The sequence below is a fragment of the Bradyrhizobium sp. SZCCHNS2022 genome, from assembly GCF_032377575.1.
In the GTDB taxonomy this organism is placed as follows: domain Bacteria; phylum Pseudomonadota; class Alphaproteobacteria; order Rhizobiales; family Xanthobacteraceae; genus Bradyrhizobium; species Bradyrhizobium aeschynomenes.
In genome coordinates, this window is record NZ_JAUHHZ010000001.1 from 5,383,839 (window position 1) to 5,401,668 (window position 17,830).

The 17,830-nt window shown below is 65.1% G+C and carries 19 protein-coding genes and 1 riboswitch; of the genes, 2 read left to right on the top strand and 17 right to left on the bottom strand.

Annotated features, from left to right (window positions below):
- Positions 1–40 precede the first annotated feature (40 nt).
- Both QXZ94_RS24050 and QXZ94_RS24055 read right to left on the bottom strand, forming a co-directional pair.
- Complete coding sequence (locus QXZ94_RS24050) at positions 41–844, bottom strand: alpha/beta hydrolase (protein ID WP_315722504.1); 804 nt, start codon at positions 842–844, stop codon at positions 41–43.
- Between the two features lie 178 nt (positions 845–1,022).
- Complete coding sequence (locus QXZ94_RS24055) at positions 1,023–2,543, bottom strand: benzoate-CoA ligase family protein (RefSeq protein ID WP_315726495.1); 1,521 nt, start codon at positions 2,541–2,543, stop codon at positions 1,023–1,025.
- Between the two features lie 128 nt (positions 2,544–2,671).
- On the opposite strand from QXZ94_RS24055, the gene QXZ94_RS24060 reads away from it, so the two are divergent.
- A complete protein-coding gene (locus QXZ94_RS24060) occupies positions 2,672–3,589 on the top strand; it encodes a helix-turn-helix transcriptional regulator (RefSeq protein WP_315722506.1) in 918 nt (305 codons plus the stop codon).
- Between the two features lies 1 nt (position 3,590).
- Here QXZ94_RS24060 and QXZ94_RS24065 read toward each other — a convergent pair whose 3' ends face one another.
- The 6 genes from QXZ94_RS24065 to QXZ94_RS24090 form a co-directional block, all read right to left on the bottom strand.
- Positions 3,591–4,007, bottom strand: a complete 417-nt coding sequence (locus tag QXZ94_RS24065) for a DUF4231 domain-containing protein (protein ID WP_315722508.1) — start codon at positions 4,005–4,007, stop codon at positions 3,591–3,593.
- Between the two features lie 106 nt (positions 4,008–4,113).
- Positions 4,114–4,491, bottom strand: a complete 378-nt coding sequence (locus QXZ94_RS24070; RefSeq protein ID WP_315726497.1) for a hypothetical protein — start codon at positions 4,489–4,491, stop codon at positions 4,114–4,116.
- Positions 4,492–4,625: 134 nt separating this feature from the next.
- Entirely contained in the window at positions 4,626–5,831 is a 1,206-nt protein-coding gene (locus tag QXZ94_RS24075) for an agmatinase family protein (RefSeq protein ID WP_315722510.1), read from the bottom strand.
- 27 nt (positions 5,832–5,858) lie between these two features.
- Positions 5,859–6,632 (bottom strand): ABC transporter ATP-binding protein, encoded by a 774-nt coding sequence (locus QXZ94_RS24080; protein WP_315722512.1) that lies wholly within the window; start codon positions 6,630–6,632, stop codon positions 5,859–5,861.
- Entirely contained in the window at positions 6,632–7,453 is an 822-nt protein-coding gene (locus QXZ94_RS24085; RefSeq protein WP_315722514.1) for an ABC transporter permease, read from the bottom strand. Before QXZ94_RS24085 ends, QXZ94_RS24080 begins: the two co-directional genes overlap by 1 nt.
- 148 nt (positions 7,454–7,601) lie before the next feature.
- Positions 7,602–8,672: a putative urea ABC transporter substrate-binding protein gene (locus QXZ94_RS24090; RefSeq protein WP_315722516.1), complete on the bottom strand. Its 1,071-nt coding sequence runs from the start codon at positions 8,670–8,672 to the stop codon at positions 7,602–7,604.
- A gap of 75 nt (positions 8,673–8,747) precedes the next feature.
- Positions 8,748–8,849, bottom strand: a riboswitch (guanidine-I (ykkC/yxkD leader).
- 217 nt (positions 8,850–9,066) lie between these two features.
- On the opposite strand from QXZ94_RS24090, the gene QXZ94_RS24095 reads away from it, so the two are divergent.
- Positions 9,067–9,429: a hypothetical protein gene (locus tag QXZ94_RS24095; RefSeq protein WP_315722517.1), complete on the top strand. Its 363-nt coding sequence runs from the start codon at positions 9,067–9,069 to the stop codon at positions 9,427–9,429.
- A gap of 25 nt (positions 9,430–9,454) precedes the next feature.
- Here QXZ94_RS24095 and QXZ94_RS24100 read toward each other — a convergent pair whose 3' ends face one another.
- The 9 genes from QXZ94_RS24100 to QXZ94_RS24140 all read right to left on the bottom strand — a co-directional run bounded on the left by QXZ94_RS24100 (position 9,455) and on the right by QXZ94_RS24140 (position 17,754).
- On the bottom strand, positions 9,455–9,565 hold the full coding sequence (locus QXZ94_RS24100; RefSeq protein ID WP_315722519.1) for a transporter: 111 nt from the start codon (positions 9,563–9,565) through the stop codon (positions 9,455–9,457).
- A gap of 229 nt (positions 9,566–9,794) precedes the next feature.
- On the bottom strand, positions 9,795–10,499 hold the full coding sequence (locus QXZ94_RS24105; RefSeq protein ID WP_315726499.1) for an ABC transporter ATP-binding protein: 705 nt from the start codon (positions 10,497–10,499) through the stop codon (positions 9,795–9,797).
- A gap of 16 nt (positions 10,500–10,515) precedes the next feature.
- Positions 10,516–11,286, bottom strand: coding sequence for an ABC transporter ATP-binding protein (locus QXZ94_RS24110; protein WP_315722521.1), 771 nt, complete (start codon positions 11,284–11,286; stop codon positions 10,516–10,518).
- Positions 11,279–12,226, bottom strand: coding sequence for a branched-chain amino acid ABC transporter permease (locus QXZ94_RS24115; protein ID WP_315722523.1), 948 nt, complete (start codon positions 12,224–12,226; stop codon positions 11,279–11,281). The genes QXZ94_RS24110 and QXZ94_RS24115 overlap by 8 nt, the downstream gene beginning before the upstream one ends.
- Entirely contained in the window at positions 12,223–13,140 is a 918-nt protein-coding gene (locus QXZ94_RS24120) for a branched-chain amino acid ABC transporter permease (protein WP_315722525.1), read from the bottom strand. Before QXZ94_RS24120 ends, QXZ94_RS24115 begins: the two co-directional genes overlap by 4 nt.
- Positions 13,141–13,282: 142 nt before the next feature.
- Entirely contained in the window at positions 13,283–14,452 is a 1,170-nt protein-coding gene (locus QXZ94_RS24125; protein ID WP_315722527.1) for an ABC transporter substrate-binding protein, read from the bottom strand.
- A 458-nt stretch (positions 14,453–14,910) separates the two neighbouring features.
- A complete protein-coding gene (locus QXZ94_RS24130; protein WP_315722529.1) occupies positions 14,911–16,131 on the bottom strand; it encodes an ABC transporter substrate-binding protein in 1,221 nt (406 codons plus the stop codon).
- A gap of 53 nt (positions 16,132–16,184) precedes the next feature.
- Positions 16,185–16,508, bottom strand: a complete 324-nt coding sequence (locus QXZ94_RS24135) for a 2Fe-2S iron-sulfur cluster-binding protein (protein WP_172110590.1) — start codon at positions 16,506–16,508, stop codon at positions 16,185–16,187.
- Positions 16,509–16,530: 22 nt separating this feature from the next.
- Positions 16,531–17,754, bottom strand: a complete 1,224-nt coding sequence (locus QXZ94_RS24140) for a cytochrome P450 (protein WP_315722531.1) — start codon at positions 17,752–17,754, stop codon at positions 16,531–16,533.
- Positions 17,755–17,830 lie beyond the last annotated feature (76 nt).

The window sequence follows — 17,830 nt, forward strand, 5'->3', positions numbered from 1 at the left end:
GCTGACGTCTACGCCAAAAAGACTAAACATGCATTTTATTTCATGTTCGTGAGCCCGGCGCCGGCAAGGTGGCGGCCGCGAATTCGGCGATGACCCGCAAGGTCGCCTCGGGCGCCTCGCGATGCGGGGAATGGCCGGTCCTGGGCAGCATCGCGACCTCGACCGGGCAATAGCACTCCTCCTGGATGATCTCGACCTGGCGGACGGTGCCGTACTGATCGTCGACGCCCTGGATCACGGCCACGGGGACGCGGATGTAGGCGAGATCGCCGGTGATGTCCCAGGCGCGGAACGCCGGATCGAGCCAGGCGCCGTTCCAGCCATGAAACGCGTTGTCGACGTCCTTGTGCCAGCGCGCGAGCTTGGCGCGCAGCTCAGTGGTTTCGTAGGCCGTCTTGATCGCGGCGATGGACGCCACCGAGACGTCCTCGACGACGACATGGGGGGCGATCAGCACGATGCCGTCGAGGCGATGATCGGCGCGGCTGCCGGCATAGATTGCCGCGATCGACGCGCCATCGGAATGGCCGACGAGAAGGCCGCGCCGAAAGCCGATCGCATCGAGCAGCTTCGGCAGCACGTCGCGCGCCTCGCGCTGCATGTAGTCGAGCGGACGCGGCAGGCGCACGGCGCTGGAGGCGCCGTAGCCGGCGCGGGAATAGGCGAACACCGACGTGCCGGTGGCTTGCTGGAGCTTGTCGGGGAAATCGCCCCACAGGCCGACCGAGCCGAGGCCCTCGTGCAACAGCACGATGCACGGAGCATCGGACGGCTGCGGGCCGATCAAGCGATATTCGAGTGAGGCGCCGTCGATGGCGAGGAAGCCGTTAGCTTCGAGCGTCATGCGCTATTCTCTCCTTCGTCATGCCCGGGCTTGCCCCGCCTGCGCGGCCGAAGCCGCTTCGGCGCGGCGAAGGCCCGGGCATCCACGTCTTTCCTTCTCGCAGAGAGATGGATGGCCGGGTCAAGCCCGGCCATGACGACAACTAACAGCAGGGCCAACTCACGGGCAGGAAGACCAACTATTGACTCGCTCCCTCGCGCAGCTTGAAGCGTTGGATCTTGCCGGTGGCGGTTTTCGGTAAGGAGTCCACCACCTCGATCCAGCGCGGATATTTCCATGGGCCGATCTTCTGCTTGACGTGATCCTTCAGCGCCTCATGCAGCGTCTCGCGATCGACGCTCGGGCGCAGCACGACATAGGCCTTCGGCTTCAGCAGTCCTTCCCCATCGGCTTCCGGCACGACCGCGGCTTCCAGCACCGAGGGATGCGTGATCAGCGCGCTTTCGACCTCGAACGGCGATACCCAGATGCCGGAGACTTTGAACATGTCGTCGGAGCGGCCGCAGAAGGTGTAGCGACCCTCGGCGTCGCGGACGTATTTGTCGCCGGTGCGCGTCCAGTAGCCCTCGAAGGTCGAACGGGTCTTGTGGCGCTGATTCCAGTAGCCCTCGCCGGCCGAGGGCGCATGCACCAGCATCTCGCCGACCTCGCCGTCCGGCACGTCCTGCCCGGCCTCGTTGACGAGGCGGACCTGATAGCCCGGCACGGGGCGGCCGGAGGAACCGTATTTGATGTCGCCCGGCGCGTTCGACAGGAAGATGTGGAGCAATTCGGTGGAGCCGACGCCGTCGAGAATGTCGACGCCGAAGCGCGCCTTCCAGGCGTTGCCGACGGATTCCGGCAGCGCCTCGCCGGCCGAGGTGCAGATGCGCAAGGCGCTACCCGCCTTCTCGTGGCGCAGCGACTCGTCGTGCAGCATCGCCGCGAACAGCGTGGGCACGCCGTAGAAGATGGTCGGGTTGAAGCGGTTGAGCAGCTTGAACATCAAAGCCGGCGTCGGGCGCTCCGAGTTGAGGATCGTGGTGGCGCCGACCGACAGCGGGAATGTCAGCGCGTTGCCGAGGCCATAGGCAAAGAACAGCTTGGCGGCGGACAGGCAGACGTCGTTCTCGCGGATGCCGAGCACCTGGCTGGCGTAGGTCTCTGCCGTTGCGGCGAGATTGCCATGCAGATGGCGCACGCCCTTGGGCATGCCGGTCGAGCCGGACGAGTACAGCCAGAACGCCGGCTCGTCCTCGTGGGTGGCGACGGTGTCAAAATGATCGCTCTCGCGCGCGAGCTCTTCGGACAGCAGCTTGTGGCCGAACGCGTTGCTGCCGGAGACGACCACGCAGTTGAGGTCCGGCATCCGCCCGACGATGTCTTTGACCACAGGATACAGCGCCTCGGAGACGAACAGCACGCGGGCGCGGCAGTCGGCCAGCACATAGGCGTATTGCTCCGAGGTCAGCAGCGTGTTCAGCGGCACCGGCACGATGCCGGCGCGCATCGCGCCGAGAAAGACCGCGGGAAAATCCACCGTGTCGAGCATGATCATCGCCACGCGCTCCTCGCGGCGGACGCCGAGGCGGCGCAGCAGATTGGCGACGCGGCAGGACTGCTGCTGCAGGCCGCGATAGGTCAGCTCGGACACCGTGTCGGTGTAGGCGAGCTTGTCGCCGCGGCCGGCCTCGACATTGCGGTCAAGCAGCCACGACACCGCATTGTACGACTTCACGGCGTTCCTCCCCCGATTTTTGAATTATAATTCATAGAAGGCCACCAACATCGCTTGCTGTCAATCCTCCTCGGCATTATGTTTCCTAGTCAAAAGAGTACCTCAGGGATATGACGCCAGACAGCGACGCCCCGCGCGACGGCCAATCCGCAGCCGAGACCGATTTCCTCGACCAGCTGGGCCAGCGGGTGCGGCGGATGCGCGGCCTTGCCGGCATGTCGCGCAAGGTGCTGGCGGAGGTCTCCGGCATTTCCGAGCGCTACATCGCCCAGCTCGAAAGCGGCAAAGGCAACGTCTCGATCGTGCTGCTGCGCCGCATCGCAAACGCCATCAACGCACCGCTCGACGACATCATTCCCGGCGGCGAGCCGTTGCCGGACTGGCCGGTGATCCGCGATCTCCTGAAGAAGGCGAGCCCGAGCCAGATCGCGCAGGTCAAGGAGCTGCTCGCCGGCGGCGCCTCGGCGCCGCTGCGTCGGACGTTCTCCGGCATTGCGCTGATCGGGCTGCGCGGCGCCGGCAAGTCGACGCTGGGCCGGATGCTGGCGGAGCGGATCGGCTGGAGCTTCGTCGAGCTCAACAAGGAGATCGAGCGGCAGAATGGGCTCTCGGTCGCCGAGATCATCGCGCTCTACGGCCAGGAAGGCTTTCGCCGCATGGAGCAGGCGGCGCTGGTGCAGTTGCTCGCGCGGAAGGAGCTGATGGTGCTGGCGACCGGCGGCGGCATCGTCTCAGAGCCGGTGACCTTCGACCTGATCCTGAATGCGTTCTACACGATCTGGCTCAAGGCCGAGCCGGAGGAGCACATGGGGCGCGTGCGCAAGCAGGGCGACCTGCGGCCGATGGCCGACGACCGCTCCGCGATGGCCGAGCTGCGCAACATTCTCGCCAGCCGCGAGCCGCTGTATGCGCGGGCGAATGCGGTGGTGGATACGGCCGGGCTGACGGTGGATGCGGCCGCCGCGCGGCTCGGCGAGGCGGTGAAGCCGGTCATTGCCAACGAAGCCCGGATGTTCGCGCGGGGGTGAGCTACCCGCCGGTCGCGGCGATCGCGCGATCGTGGGCTTCGAGAATCGTCTTCAGCTTCTCCTTGGTGTCCTGCACGTCGGCGCCGGTCCTCTCGTCGAGCAGCAGGCGATTGAGCGCGCTGTGGGTCAGCCGGTTGGCGACCCATTTGCGCTCGAAGCCGAGCTTGGACTGCACGGTCGAGATGATCGTGACGCACAGCGACAGCACCGTCGCGACGGTCTTCGGGTCAAGGCCGGCAATGGCGCTGCTGGTCTGCGACAGCACCGCGGCGGTGGCGCTGAACACCACGACGCACACGGTGGAGCCGTGATTGGCGAAGCTCCATAGCTTCTGCCCCCGGCCGCTCCAGCGCAGCGCGTCGTTCAGCGTGTGCGCGACGAAATCCGCGCCACTCTCTTGCTCATGCCCGTTCGCCATCGTCTGCTCCCCCAGCCGGTTCGCCCACTGATTGAGAGACGATCCAACGACAACGGCCGGTCTCGCGCAAGCAAGACCGGCCGAATAGGAGAACGATGAGCGAGAATCAGCCCTGCCCTTCGATCCCCCGCAGCTCCGCATAGGTCAGCGGCGTCAGGCCTGCGCCATCAAAATAGATGAAGCGCAGGCGGCGGCGGCGGGAGATGAAGTTCGACGGCAGGGGATCGTAGCGGAAGGTGCTGCCGCCGAGATGCGGCGTCAGGCTGCCGACATCGGTCAGCGCGTCGATCTCGACGCGCAGCAGCTTCAGGCTCTCGCCCTCGCGCAGGATCTCGAACGGGATGCGCGCGAGCCGCAGGAAGCTGGTCGGATCGGGGGCCGCGATGAAGCCGTCGACGAAGGCGGCTTCGACCTTGTCGAGATCGGGCTCGACCACCGGCGCGGGCTTGGCGCCTTCCGGCTGATGCGGCGTCTGCCACTGCACCGGGGAGCGGTGGCCGTGCGGATGGTTGTGGCCGGGGCCGTGCGGCGGATGATCGTGATGATGGTCATGACCATGATCGTGGTGATGGTCATGATGATGGCCGTGATGGTGGTGATGATGGCGCATCGCGGACCTCAGAAGCTGACCGGCTTGTTGATGATATGCTTGTGGCTGCCGAGCTTGCCATGGGCGACCATCGAGCCGAGCGCCTCGACGACGACGCGGACGCCGATCAGCGCGGTGATGTCGGAGGTGTCGTAAGGCGGCGAGACTTCGACCACTTCGAGCCCGCACAGGCCCTCGGCGGCGACGAGGCCGAGCAGCTTCAGCGCCTCGCGCGGCAGGAAGCCGCCGGGCTCCGGCCAGCCGGTGCCGGGCACGAAGCCGCAATCGATGGAGTCGACGTCGAACGAGATGTAGACGGCGTCGGCATCCTTCCAGGCCAGCTCCAGCGCGATCTCCGCGGTCTTCTCCAGGCCGATCTTCTCGATGTCGGCGATGGTCAGCACGTTGGTGTTGCGCTTGCGCGCGACCTCGACGCCCTCGCGCGGCACCTGCCAGCCGCCGATGCCGAGCTGCACCAGATTGGTCGGGGACACGTTCGGCAGGTTGGTCGCCCAGTACCAGGGCGTGGTGTGCATGCGCTCGTCGAGATCCTTCTCCTGGATGTCGATGTGGCGGTCGAAATGGATGATGCCGATCTTCTTGTCGGTGCACTGCGCGATGCCGCGCACGCAAGGGAAGCCGATCGAATGGTCGCCGCCGAGCATGATCGGCAGCGCGCCGGACGAGGCCACATGCGCGACGCCGCGGCTGATCTGGTCGAAGCTCTTTTCCAGATTGGCGGGAATGGTGAAGACGTCGCCGGCATCGCACAGGGTCATCTGCTCACGCAGGTCGACGCCGAGCTCGTAGTTATAGGGCGTGTACAGCGCCGAGATGCGGCGGATGCCCTGCGGCCCGAAGCGGGTGCCGGGGCGATAGGTGGTGCCGGAATCGAAGGGAATGCCGATCACGGCGGCGTCGTATTTGCCGACGTCGCGGACGTTCTCGACATAGGGCGCCTTCATGAAGGTGTTGATCCCCGCGAAATGCGGCAGCTCACCGCGCGCAAACGTCGGGATGTCGCGATCGGTCAGCGTGTCGGCGCCCGGCAGGCCCATGTCGAGCGCCCATTGCCGCTCCTTGCGCCAGCCGTTCGTCGGCAGCTTGCCCTCGGCTTCCAGCGCCTGCCAGCCCTGCGTGGCCATCTTGTCGAAGTCCGGATGGTGCCGGCGCAAGGTCTGGCGCTGCGGCTGCAAGCCGGCACGGCGGGTGCGCCGCATGGCGGGGAATGACATGAAATTCTCCTTCGTTTCTTCTGGGTGTTATTGCGCCGCCTGGACGCTGGCGCGGATGAAGCCGAGCACGGGCACCGCGCTGTCGCGGGTGAGATCGAGGTCGTAGGTGATGCGCGCGCCGAAGCGTTCCGGGGCCTGCGGGTCCTTGCGCGGCCGATCGAGCGCGATCAGCCGCGTGGCGAGGCCGAACGCCTCCTTGATGTCGTGGGTGACCATCACGATGGTCATGTTGTGCTCGCGCCACAGCGGCTTGATCAGCGCATGCATCTGCGCGCGGGTGCCGGGATCGAGCGCACCGAAGGGCTCGTCGAGCAGCAATACGCGCGGCTGCTTGGCAAGCGCCTGCGCGATCGCAAGCCGCTGCTGCATGCCACCGGAGAGCGCGCTCGGATATTTGTCGGCGTGAGGCCCGAGGCCGACCGCCTCGATCAGCGCGCGGCTCTTCTCCACCGCGTCCTTGCGCGCCGCGCCGAACAGCCGCGCCGTGAGCGGGCTCGCCGCGAGCTCATAGCCGAGCAGGACGTTGCCGAGCACGGTGAGATGCGGGAACACCGAATAGCGCTGGAACACGATGCCGCGGTCCGGACCGGGCTCGGCCGGAAACGGCTGGCCGTCGAGCAGTACCGCGCCCTGGCTCGGTTTCTCCTGGCCGAGGATCAGCCGCAGGAACGTGCTCTTGCCGGCGCCGGACGGGCCGACGATCGAGAGGAAGGTGCCGGAGGCGAGCTCGAGATTAATGCGCTCGAGCACGACCTGGTTGCCGTATTCGACCCAGACGTTGCGGAAGGACAGCGTGCTCATCAGCGGCTCCCTTGCGCGTAGGCCCAAGGGAAGGCACGCCGGCCGAACCAGACCAGCGCGTAGTCGAAGACGTAGGCGAGCAGGGTGATCCAGACGACATAGGGCAGGATCACGTCCATCGACAGATAGCGGCGAACGAGGAAGATGCGATAGCCGAGGCCGACATCGGAGGCGATGGCCTCCGCCGAGATCAGGAACAGGAAGGCGGGGCCGATCATCAGCCGAAGGCCCTGGATCAGACGCGGCATGATCTGCGGCAGCACCACGCGGATCGCGACCTGCCATGTCGAGGCTCCCAGCGTCTGCGCCTTGATCAGCTGCTCGCGCGGCATGTTCTGCACTTCCAGCGAGAGATCACGCACCAGGGTGGGCGTCACGCCGATGACGATCAGCACCACCTTGGACAACTCGCCGAGGCCGAACACGATGAACAGCACCGGCAGCACCGCCATCGGCGGGATCATCGACAGCACCGCAACCAGCGTGCCGAAGCCGGCGCCGGCGATCGGCAGCAGGCCGATGGCGAGGCCGAGCGTGAGGCCGATCACGGCCGAGATGCCGAGCCCGAGCCCGAGCCGCTGCAGGCTCGCCGCCGTATCGGCCCACAACACATAGTCGCCGGAGCGCCGATCCGGCTCGGTGGCGAGCCGTTTCGAGGTCGCGACCATCTCGGAGACCGGCGGCAGCAGCTTGTCATCGGGATTGTCAGCCCGCCGCTGCGCCGAGCCGATCACGTAGATCAGCGCGATCAGCAGGAACGGCAGCAACGCCAGCAGCAGCCGGCTGCCGCGGTTCGGAACGACGTTCATGGCACGCGGCATGGATGGCTCCCTCACTCCTCATGGTGAGGAGGCGCGCCAGCGCCGTCTCGAACCATGAGGCCCCACCTGTGGCCTCACCCTTCGAGACGCTTGCTGACGCAAGCTCCTCAGGGTGAGGGGCGACACGGGTTGCTCGGCGGAAACGCGATCAGAGCTTTCCGTCGGCCGCCATCTTCATGTAGGTCGGATCGAAGCGCAGCTTCACGTTCGTCGTCGAGCCCAGCGCCTTCGACGGCGTGGAGATGCCGACCGCGTCCTTCGACTTCACGTTCTCGCCGAGCAGATTGTGATCGAAGCAGAAGGTGCGGACGTGATCCATGATCTTCGGCAGCTCCGGCCCGGTCATGAAGGCGAGCGCGTCCTTCGGCTCGTAGTACATGAAGGTGGTCTTGAGCTGGGTCTCGAAGCCCGCGAGATCGGTGCCGGAGAGCTTGGCCATCGCCTCACGTGCGGCCCTGCCCTTCTCGCTCTGATCCTTCATCAGCGCGATGGTCTCGTACCAGATGCCCGTCAGCGCCTTACCGAGCTCCGGATTGTCCTTCAGCGTCTGCGTATTCACCACCAGGAGATCCTCGATCTCGCCGGGAATCTTGCTGGAGTCGAACACCAGCGTCGCGCCGGGCTCCGCCTTGACTTCCAGGAGCTGCGGATTCCAGGTGACGACGGCGGTCGTGTCCGGCGACTTCGCGGCGGCGACGATGTCGGCATCCGACGTGTTGACCGTCTTGATGTCCTTTTCGGTCAGCTTGGCCGTCTCCAGGCCGCGCGCCAGCAGATAATGCGACACCGAGAGCTCGACGAGATTGACCTTCTGACCCTTGATATCGGCCATGGTCTTGCCCTTCTTGAGCACGACGCCGTCATTGCCGTTGGAGTAGTCGCCCATGATAATGGCCGAGGTGTCGACGCCGCCGGCGGCCGGGATCGTCAACGCATCCATGTTGGTGACGGTGACGCCGTCGAACTTGCCGGCGGTGTATTGGTTGATCGATTCGACGTAGTCGTTGATCTGGGTGACCTTGATCGAGATGCCGTATTTGTCGGCCCATTTCTTGACGATCCCGGACTCCGCGGCGTACGGCCACGGCATCCAGCCGACATAGATCGTCCAGGCGATGTTGAATTCTTTCTTCTTCTCGGCGAATGCGGGCGATAGCGAGGCGGTCGCCAGCGTCGATGCCGCGAGGAGTGCAACAAACAGTTTTCGCGCTTTGAACATGTCCAGTCCCTCATCGGTTTTTTGACCTGCGGACTGGCAAACACAACCTCGAGCCTGCCAAGCGCGGCCACTGAGGTCTCCCGGGTTTTTATCCCGCCGTGCACCAGGGCTCTCCCCTGGCGGCTGCTCTCGGACCAGCGTTCTCGATCGAGAACCGGAACCCTAGCTGCCAACTCTGACGATCGAGGTCAGCAAGCCGCGTGCCAGAGGAAAATGCTTGCGATTCAACAGAGCGCACGGCAGCCTGTGCTTAAAAAGCTGGCAGCCCGGATTCATCTTGGGCGATGAGGCGGCGGGGGCAGCGGCCATGCAAGGAGAGCATGAACCGATTGGCGCACGCGGGCGACCTCATCAGGCCGGCACATCCCCTGCCGTGGTTTGGAGTTTCGTCGTCATGTTCAAGTTGTCTGGGATCGCCGTGGCAAGCCTGCTGGCTCTGGGTCTGACGTCTGCAACGGCGCATGCGCAGAGCGCCCCCGCCGCAGACGCACCAGCCGCAACTCCCTCGCCGACACCGAATCCCTCTCCGGCGGCAGCAGCACCCGCCCCGGCCCCCGCGGCCGCGAGCGACAAGCCGGCCGAGACCAGGCCGGCCGAAACGAAGCCCGCCGCCGACGCGGCCGCGACGAAACCGAAGAAGCGGACGAAGACCACCCGGAAAGAGGTCGAGGACTCCCTACGCAGCGGCACGGTGCCCTCGCGCTACCGAAGCCGGGTGCCGAAGGAGTACCAGAAGTACATCCCGTTCGACCGCTGAACGCGGGTGCGGCGATCGGCGGCGCCTAGGCCGGCGGCGTTAGCTTGACGATGATTCCGACGATCAGCATGAAGGCGATGCACAGCGCCGTTTCGAGGTCGGCGTGATCGGACCAGAAGCCGCGCAGACCGGCCACGGCTTTTCTCGGTGCTTCCAATCGAAGATGAGGCGCACGCATTTGCTCAACCTTTGATAAAAGGCAAAACAAAACACTACCTGGAAGAATAGTCCCGTCCGCGCGGCGCCTCAATGCGAAAAATCAGCGCATGTCAGCACAGCTGTCGAAATCTACGCACCCGCGCGCGACATGATCTTGATGTGGGTCAATCCGCTCCCACGTCGTCGCGGCCGGCGGCGCGCCGCGGTCAAATCCCGAGATAACGGTGCTGCAGCTCCGGCTCGGCCATCAGCTGCTCCGACGTCCCGCTCCACACCGTTCGGCCGCGCTCGATGATGTAGTGGCGGTCGCAGATGCGGGTGAGATGCTCGACGTTCTTGTCGATCACCAGGATCGACTGTCCGCGTGACTTGAGCAGCGACAGGCAGCTCCAGATCTCCTCACGGATCAGCGGCGCCAGCCCTTCGGTCGCCTCGTCGAGGATCAGCAGCTTCGGATTGGTCATGAGCGCGCGGCCGATCGCCAGCATCTGCTGCTCGCCGCCGGAGAGCTGATTGCCCATGTTGCCGCCGCGCTCGGCGAGCCGCGGAAAAAGCCCGTGGATCTTGTCGAGCGTCCACGGATCGGCCGCGCCGAGCCGGTTGGTCGAGGCCGCCACCAGATTCTCTGTCACGGTGAGGTTCGGAAAAATCTGCCGCCCCTCAGGCACGAGCCCGATGCCGAGCTGCGCGATCCGATAGGACGGCAGCTTGCGCGTCTCCTGCCCGCTGAAGCGGATCAGGCCGGCGCGCGCCTGGGTCAGGCCCATGATCGAGCGGATCGTGGTGGTCTTGCCCATGCCATTGCGGCCCATCAGCGAGACCAACTCGCCCGGACGGATCGTGAGCGACAGGCCGAACAGGACCTGGCTGAGGCCATAGCAGGTCTCGATGCCGTTGACCTCGAGCAGCATGCCGTTGTCTTTCTGATCAACCATGGCCAACCACCACATGCTGATCGCCGAGATAGGCGCGCTTGACCTCCTCGTTCTGGCGAATCTCGTCCGGCTTACCCGAGGCGATGATGCGGCCGTAGACCAGGACCGAGATGCGGTCGGCGAGCGCGAACACCGCCTCCATGTCGTGCTCGACCAGCACGATCGAGACCTCGTTGCGCAGCTCTGCCAGCAGCTTCACCATCCGCTGCGACTCGGTGACACCGAGGCCGGCCATCGGCTCGTCGAGCAGCAGCAATTGCGGCTTGGTCGCGAGCGCGACTGCCAGCTCCAGCTCGCGCTGCTCGCCATGGCTGAGCCTGGAGACCAGCACGTCTGCGCGGTGGCCGAGGCCGACGCGCTCCAGCGCGGCACGCGCCGCATCGCGCAACGGCTTCTCCTTGCGCGCATTGGCGAAGAAGCGGAACGAATGCCTGCCGTCGTGAGCTTGCGCCGCCAGCGCGACATTGTCGGCCGCGGTGAAGTCGGTCAGCAGCGAGGTGATCTGGAACGAACGCGCAAGGCCGAGAGCGCTGCGCTTGTAGGCCGGGAAGGAGGAAATGTCCCGGCCGCCGAGGAAGATGCGGCCGGCATGCGGCGCGAGATGGCCAGTGAGCTGGCTGATCAGCGTGGTCTTGCCGGCGCCGTTCGGCCCGATGATGGCGTGGATCTCGCCCTTGGACACGTCCAGGCAGACGTGGTCGGTGGCGATGATGCCGCCGAAGCGGCGCACCAGATTGTCGACGCGAAGCAGCGGCTCAGCCACGGTTCAACCTCCCGAGCATGCCCATGATCCCGCCGCGGCCGAACAGCACGATCAGGAGCAGAAGCGGCCCCATGATCAGCGCCCAATACTCGGTGAGCTGCGACAGCACCTCTTCCAGCACCAGGAACACGACGGAGCCGACGACCGGCCCCATCAGGGTGCCCATGCCGCCGAGGATCACCATCACCATCAGATCGCCGGAACGGGTCCAGTACATCACGGCCGGGCTGACGAAATCGGTGTTGTTGGCGAGCAGCGCGCCCGATAGCCCGCACAGCATGCCGGCGATGACGAAGCAGGCGAGCTTGTAGCGCTTCGACGGGAAGCCAATCGCCTGCATGCGCTGCTCGTTGGAGCGCAGGCCCTGCAGCACGAGGCCGAAGCGCGAATTGACGATGCGCCAGACCAGCGCCACCACGGCAAGCAGGCAGAACAGGCAGAGATAATAGAACTGCACGCGATTGCCGAGATTGATCAGGCCGCCGAAATCGCTGCGCTTGTAGACGGTCAGGCCGTCATCGCCGCCATAGCGCGCGAGACCCGAGGCGACGTAATAGGCCATCTGCGCAAAGGCCAGCGTGATCATGATGAAGTAGACGCCGCGGGTGCGCAGGGAGAGCGCGCCGATCACCAGCGCATACAGCGCCGACACCGCGATCGCGACGGCGAACTGAGCCCAGCCGGAGCCGATGCCCTCCTGCGCCAGGATGCCGACGGCGTAGCCGCCGATGCCGAGATAGGCGGCATGGCCGAAGCTCATCATGCCGCCATAGCCCATGATCAGGTTCAGGCTGACGGCTGACAGGGCCAGGATCACGATCCGGGTGAACAGCGTAAGGATGAAGATGTTGCCGGTCAGGTTCGAATACACCGGCAGCAGCACCAGGCCGGCCACCACGAGGGCGGCGACGACGGATGAGACGTTGAGCTGTGATTTCATCTGCGGTTGGCCGGAAACAGACCTTCGGGCCGCGCCACCAGCACGATCGCCATCAGGAGATAGATCAGCATCGAGGACAGCGCCGGCGCCGCCGTGGACGCCGAGGCCGAGTTCAGCACCTGGCGCAGCAGATTGGGCAGGAAGGCGCGGCCCATCGTATCGATCAGGCCGATCATGATCGCGGCGATGAACGCGCCGCGGATCGAGCCGATGCCGCCGATCACGATCACGACGAAGGCCAGGATCAGGATGTTCTCGCCCATGCCGATCTGCACGGTGAGGATCGGCGCCTGCATCAGGCCGGCGAGGCCGGCCAGCGCGGCGCCGAGCCCGAACACCAGCGTATAGAGCAGCTTGATGTTGATGCCGAGCGCGCCGATCATCTCGCGGTTGGAAGCGCCGGCGCGGATCAGCATGCCGATCCGCGTCTGCATGACGCCGAGATAGAGCAGCAGCGCCACCAGCAGCGCCACGACGATGATGGCCAGGCGATAGGCCGGATATTGGATGCCGGGCAGGATCGTGACGGGGAAGGCGAGCCAGGACGGCAGCGGCAGAGCGAGGCCCGCCGGTCCCCAGATCAGCCGGACGGCCTCGTTGAAGAACAGGATCAGGCCGAAGGTCGCGAGCACGTGGTCGAGGTGGTCGCGCCCATAGAGATGGCGCAGTGCCGTGAATTCGAGCACGATGCCGAGCAGAAGCGTGGCACCGAGCGCCATCACGCCGCCGAGCACGAAGCTGCCGGTCCAGGCCACGAAGGTCGCCGCGAAATAGGCGCCCATCATGTAGAGCGATCCGTGGGCGAGGTTGACGAGGTCCATGATGCCGAACACCAGCGTCAGGCCGGCAGCCAGCAGGAACAGCAGCAGTCCGAACTGCAGCCCGTTCAGGAATTGTTCGACGACGAGAAGCATGCCCCTCACTTCACGCTCAAGAAAACGGCGGCAGAACCGTTGCAGGCGCTGCCGCCATGTCCGTCCCTGATCTTAGGACGAAGATGTTTTAAGCTTCAAGCAAATTCCAGGCCGGTCTTGACCCGACCTGGGATTTTTCAGCTCATTTCATCGGACACTTGTCGTGGAAGCGGTCCTGATCGTTCTCGACGATGGTCGCCACGGTCTTCAGCGACAGCTGGCCGTCGGCGTCCTTGACCACGTCCTGGAGATAGAAGCTCTGGATCGGAATGTGGTTGTTGCCGAACTTGAAGGCGCCGCGCAGCGACTTGAAGTTGGCCTTTTCCATCTCCGCCTTCATCGCATCCTTCTTGGACGTGTCGCCCTTGACCGCAACTACCGCGCTGTTGACCAGCTGCGCCGCGTCATAGGCCTGAGCGCCGTAATAGGTCGGACGCAGGCCGGTGTACTTCTTGCGGTAGTCGGCGACGAATTTCTTGTTCTGCTCGTTGGGCAGGTCGTTGACCCACTCCTGGGCGCCGGGCACGCCGAGCGCATTGTCCTTCTGCAGCGGCAGCGACAATTCGTCGACCGTAAAGGCGGTGTAGAGCGGCATCTTCTCCTTGAGGCCGGCCTGCGCGTATTGATTGAGGAACTGCACGCCGGCCGCGCCGGGATAGAACACGAAGATCGATTCGGCACCCGAGGCGCGCGCCTTGGACAGCTCGGCAGAGAAGTCGAGCTGGCTCGGCCACACCGTATATTCCTCGCCGACGACCTGGCCCTTGAAGGTGCTCTTCACGCCCGCCAGCATGTCCTTGCCGGCCGCATAGTTCGGGCCGATCAGGAACACCGACTTGACGCCCTTCTGGTTCATGTAGAGGCCCATGGCCGCTGGCGTCTGGTCGTTCTGCCAGGAGGTCGAGAACACGTAAGGCGAGCACAGCTCGCCGGCGAGCTGCGACGGGCCGGCATTGGCCGAGATCAGGAAGGTCTGAGAGTCCACGGCGGTCTTGAGCGAGGCCAAGAGCACGTTCGACCAGATGTAGCCGACGATGAAGTCGACCTTGTCGGACTGCACCAGCTTCTCGGTCTTCTGCTTGCCGACGTCAGGCTTCTGCTGGTCGTCTTCATAGATCACCTCGACCGGCTTGCCGTCCATCTTGCGGCCGAGATGATCGAGCGCAAGCTCGAACGAGTTGCGCATGTCGTTGCCGATCACGGCGGCCGGGCCGCTGAACGTCGAGACGAAGCCGATCTTGATGGTGTCGCCGGCAAAGGCCGTGCTCGAAAACAGCAGCGCCGCGGCGCCCGCCAGCCAGAAGCTCTTCATGGTCTTCCCTCCCCTCGAACAAATCGTTCTTATCGTTGTTTCGTCACCGCCACGCAGCAGCACGTCGAGCGGCGGCGTTTCGCCGCAGCATCCGTCGCGCAGTGTTCATCCTGCCGCGATCGATCCATGCACCATAATTCCCAGAAACGGACAAAGGCAAGAACTATAGTGCTTGTTAAGGATACTGCAGCACAGCAGACGGCAGAGGCGGGAAGAAGGTCAGGAGAGAGGAAGTCGCCTTCCCACGCCGTCGTGCCCGGGCTTGTTCCGGCCATCCACGCGGCTCGACGGTCGCCGCTCGACGGGGATGCCCGGGCCTTCGCCGCGCCGAAGCGGCTTCGACCGCACAGGCGGGACAAGCCCGGGCACGACGGAGCAACTGAAGAGCAGCGGCTCTGGTGACATCTACTTCTAGATGTCACGTGCAGATATCACATGCTCCCGACCCTACGAGCGCATCACTTCACCAGTGCGCACCCGCCATCAGACATCGGCCGGAACGCCTGCTCGGCCGGGATCGTCGAGACCAGACGATAGTAGTCGTACGGATATTTCGACTCGTCCGGCTTCTTCACCTCGAACAGATACATCGGATGCACGACGCGGCCATCGGCGCGGATCGTGGTGTCACCGAACAGCTTGTCCTTGCCCTTCACCGTCTTCATCTGCGGGACGACGTCCTTGGCATCGTCGCTGCCGGTGGCGGCGACCGCATTGAGATAAGCGAGCGTCGATGCATAGACGCCGGCCTGGTTGCCGCTCGGCATCTTGCCGTTCATGCCGGGACGCGCCGCGAAGCGCTTGGCGAAGGCGCGGGTGTCGTCATCCATGTCCCAATAGAACGCCTCCAGCAACTGCAGGCCCTGCGCCGCCTTCAGGCCCATGCCGTGGATGTCGTTGATGAACAGCAGGAAGGCGACCAGCGACTGGCCGCTTTGCTGGATGCCGAACTCGGACGCCTGCTTGACCGCGTTGATGGTGTCGCCGCCGGCGTTCGCAAGCCCGATCACCTTGGCCTTCGAGCCCTGCGCCTGCAGCAGGAACGAGGCGAAATCCGTCGTGCCGAGGGGATGCTTGGCCGAGCCCAGCACCTTGCCACCATGCTTCTCGATATAGTTGGTCGCTTCCGCCTCGATGCCCTGGCCGAGCGCGTAGTTGACCGTGATGAAGTACCAGTCCTTGCCGCCGCGCCCCATCATCGCGGCCGCCGTGGTGTTGCCGGTCGCCCAGGCGTCGTTGACCCATTGGATGGTGTTCGGCGAGCAGGCCTTGCCGGTGAGATCGGAGCTTGCAGTGGACGAAGCCAGGAACGTCATGCGGCTGTTGCGCAAGAGTTCGTTGATCGTAAGGCCGACGGCCGAATTCGGCACGTCGACGACGGCGTCGACCTTGTCGACATCGAGCCATTTGCGCGTGATCGCCGAGCCGATATCTGCCTTGTTCTGGTGGTCGGCATAGACGATCTCGACCTTGATGCCCTTAGCCCCGCCGTTGAAATCCTCCGCGGCCATGCGCGCGGCCTCGACCGAGCCCATGCCGTTGGTGTCCTGGAAGATGCCGGAGATGTCGTTGAGCACGCCGACGCGCACGACGTTGTCCGATATCTCTCCGGCTGACGCCGTGGTGCCCAGGCCCAGTGCTGCGACCATCGCGAGCGTGCAGATATTCAGCTGCTTCATGGAATCCCTCCCCGTGTGTTGCTTGTTCTGATTTGTCGTCGTCAGCGGATGGTTCAGCTCTGCCGGTCCGGAATCCGGATGACGAGCCCGGCGAGCGCCGGCTGGATCTTGATCTGGCAAGACAGCCGGCTGTTCGGCCGCCGCTCGGCGGCCGTGCCGTCGAGCAGCGCATCCTCGTCGTCCGTCACGGGATCGAGCTTCGACGCCCAGGCCTCGTCGACATAGACGTGGCACGTCGCACAGACGGCATTGCCGCCGCACTCGGCGACAATCCCGTCGACGCCGTGGGACAGCGCGGCCATCATCAGGCTGTCACCGTCCGCGGCCTCCACTGTCTCACTGCGGTTGTCGGCATGAATGAAGGTGATCGTCGTCATGGCCATGGCTCAGTCTCTTGGCTCAGGCTGGAGTGAAGGTGACCGGCAGGCTGGCAAGCCCGCGCAGCGTGTTGTTGTAGCGTCGCACTGGCTCGGCGCTCATCGTGATGCTCCCCACCTTGCGGGCGAGCGCGGTCAGCACCGCCTCGCCTTCGAGCCGCGCGACGAGCTGGCCGACGCACATGTGGATGCCGGAGCCGAAACCGACATGGCCGGAGACCTTGCGGGTGATGTCGTACGCATCCGGCTGCTCCCAGCGGCGCGGATCGCGATTGGCGCTGCCCAGGAACATCAACACCTTCTCGCCTTCGGGGATGGTCACGCCGCCGAGCTCGACATCACGTGTGGTGGTGCGGAAGAAGGTCTGCACCGGGCTCTCGAAGCGCACCGCTTCCTCGAAGGCATTGCGGGCCAGCGAGGGATCCGCGCGCAGCCGCTGCCATTGATCGGGGAAGCGCGCGAGGCAATAGATTGCGGCGCCGATGCCATAGACCGTGGTGTCGAGCCCGGCCGACAGCAGCGAGCGCACCAGCAAAGGCGCCTCGGCCGGCGTGATCTCGCCGGTATCGCTGAAGGCATGGATGCAGGCGCCGAAGCCGCCGGGCGCGAGGTTGTCGCGCTGGCACTGTTCGGTGACATAGGCTTGGTGCGGCGCGGAGCGCTCGATCGCCTGCTGGCGCAGCTCGTTCGGCGGGCCGAACGCGTTGAAGACGAGGCTCGCATAGGGAATGAGGTGGTCACGGCCTTCTGCCTTGAGGCCGAGCGCATCGGGGAATACCGACAGCGGATAGGCTTCCGCGAGATCGGGAATGGCGTCGAACGAGCCGCGCGCCAGGAGCTCATCGATCTTGGCCTCTGACGCCGCCATGAAGCCGTCGCGCAGCCGCTTCATCACCGCGGGCGACAGCACCTTGCTCAGCACTGCGCGGGTGCGCGTATGCGCCGGCGGGTCGGCCTCGAGGATCAGGCTCGGCGGCCGCCACGGCTTCTCCTTGGCGAAGTCGCTAAGGCCCACGCCCCGGCTGGAGCAGAAGGTCTGGGGATCGTTGAAGACGGCATGGACCTCGGCATAGCGGGCGACGCCGTAGACCTTCCATGCGTCGAGATAGACCACGGGGCCGGCCTCCCGCATCTCTCGATGCGCCGGATAGGGGTCATCGAAGAACGCGTAAGAGAACGGATCGATCGGGAGATGCGGGATGGCCGGCGCCACGCCGGCATTGGGGGAAAGACCTGTTGGGTTCATGCTGACCTCCCGAAGATTGGCCTTGTCATGCGGCTTTTCGTATCCCTAAGAGTGGCGATGCATGGACGCTGGGGGT

Coding starts and splice junctions, on each gene's coding strand:
- QXZ94_RS24050 (WP_315722504.1), bottom strand. CDS start 844: ATGACGCTCGAAGCTAACGGCTTCCTCGCCATCGACGGCGCCTCACTC.
- QXZ94_RS24075 (WP_315722510.1), bottom strand. CDS start 5,831: ATGTCATTCCCCGCCATGCGGCGCACCCGCCGTGCCGGCTTGCAGCCG.
- QXZ94_RS24105 (WP_315726499.1), bottom strand. CDS start 10,499: ATGCTGCTCGAGGTCAACGGCATCGAGACCTGCTATGGCCTCAGCCAG.
- QXZ94_RS24065 (WP_315722508.1), bottom strand. CDS start 4,007: ATGGCGAACGGGCATGAGCAAGAGAGTGGCGCGGATTTCGTCGCGCAC.
- QXZ94_RS24060 (WP_315722506.1), top strand. CDS start 2,672: ATGACGCCAGACAGCGACGCCCCGCGCGACGGCCAATCCGCAGCCGAG.
- QXZ94_RS24115 (WP_315722523.1), bottom strand. CDS start 12,226: ATGAAATCACAGCTCAACGTCTCATCCGTCGTCGCCGCCCTCGTGGTG.
- QXZ94_RS24135 (WP_172110590.1), bottom strand. CDS start 16,508: ATGACGACGATCACCTTCATTCATGCCGACAACCGCAGTGAGACAGTG.
- QXZ94_RS24130 (WP_315722529.1), bottom strand. CDS start 16,131: ATGAAGCAGCTGAATATCTGCACGCTCGCGATGGTCGCAGCACTGGGC.
- QXZ94_RS24085 (WP_315722514.1), bottom strand. CDS start 7,453: ATGCCGCGTGCCATGAACGTCGTTCCGAACCGCGGCAGCCGGCTGCTG.
- QXZ94_RS24090 (WP_315722516.1), bottom strand. CDS start 8,672: ATGTTCAAAGCGCGAAAACTGTTTGTTGCACTCCTCGCGGCATCGACG.
- QXZ94_RS24125 (WP_315722527.1), bottom strand. CDS start 14,452: ATGAAGAGCTTCTGGCTGGCGGGCGCCGCGGCGCTGCTGTTTTCGAGC.
- QXZ94_RS24120 (WP_315722525.1), bottom strand. CDS start 13,140: ATGCTTCTCGTCGTCGAACAATTCCTGAACGGGCTGCAGTTCGGACTG.
- QXZ94_RS24095 (WP_315722517.1), top strand. CDS start 9,067: ATGTTCAAGTTGTCTGGGATCGCCGTGGCAAGCCTGCTGGCTCTGGGT.
- QXZ94_RS24080 (WP_315722512.1), bottom strand. CDS start 6,632: ATGAGCACGCTGTCCTTCCGCAACGTCTGGGTCGAATACGGCAACCAG.
- QXZ94_RS24140 (WP_315722531.1), bottom strand. CDS start 17,754: ATGAACCCAACAGGTCTTTCCCCCAATGCCGGCGTGGCGCCGGCCATC.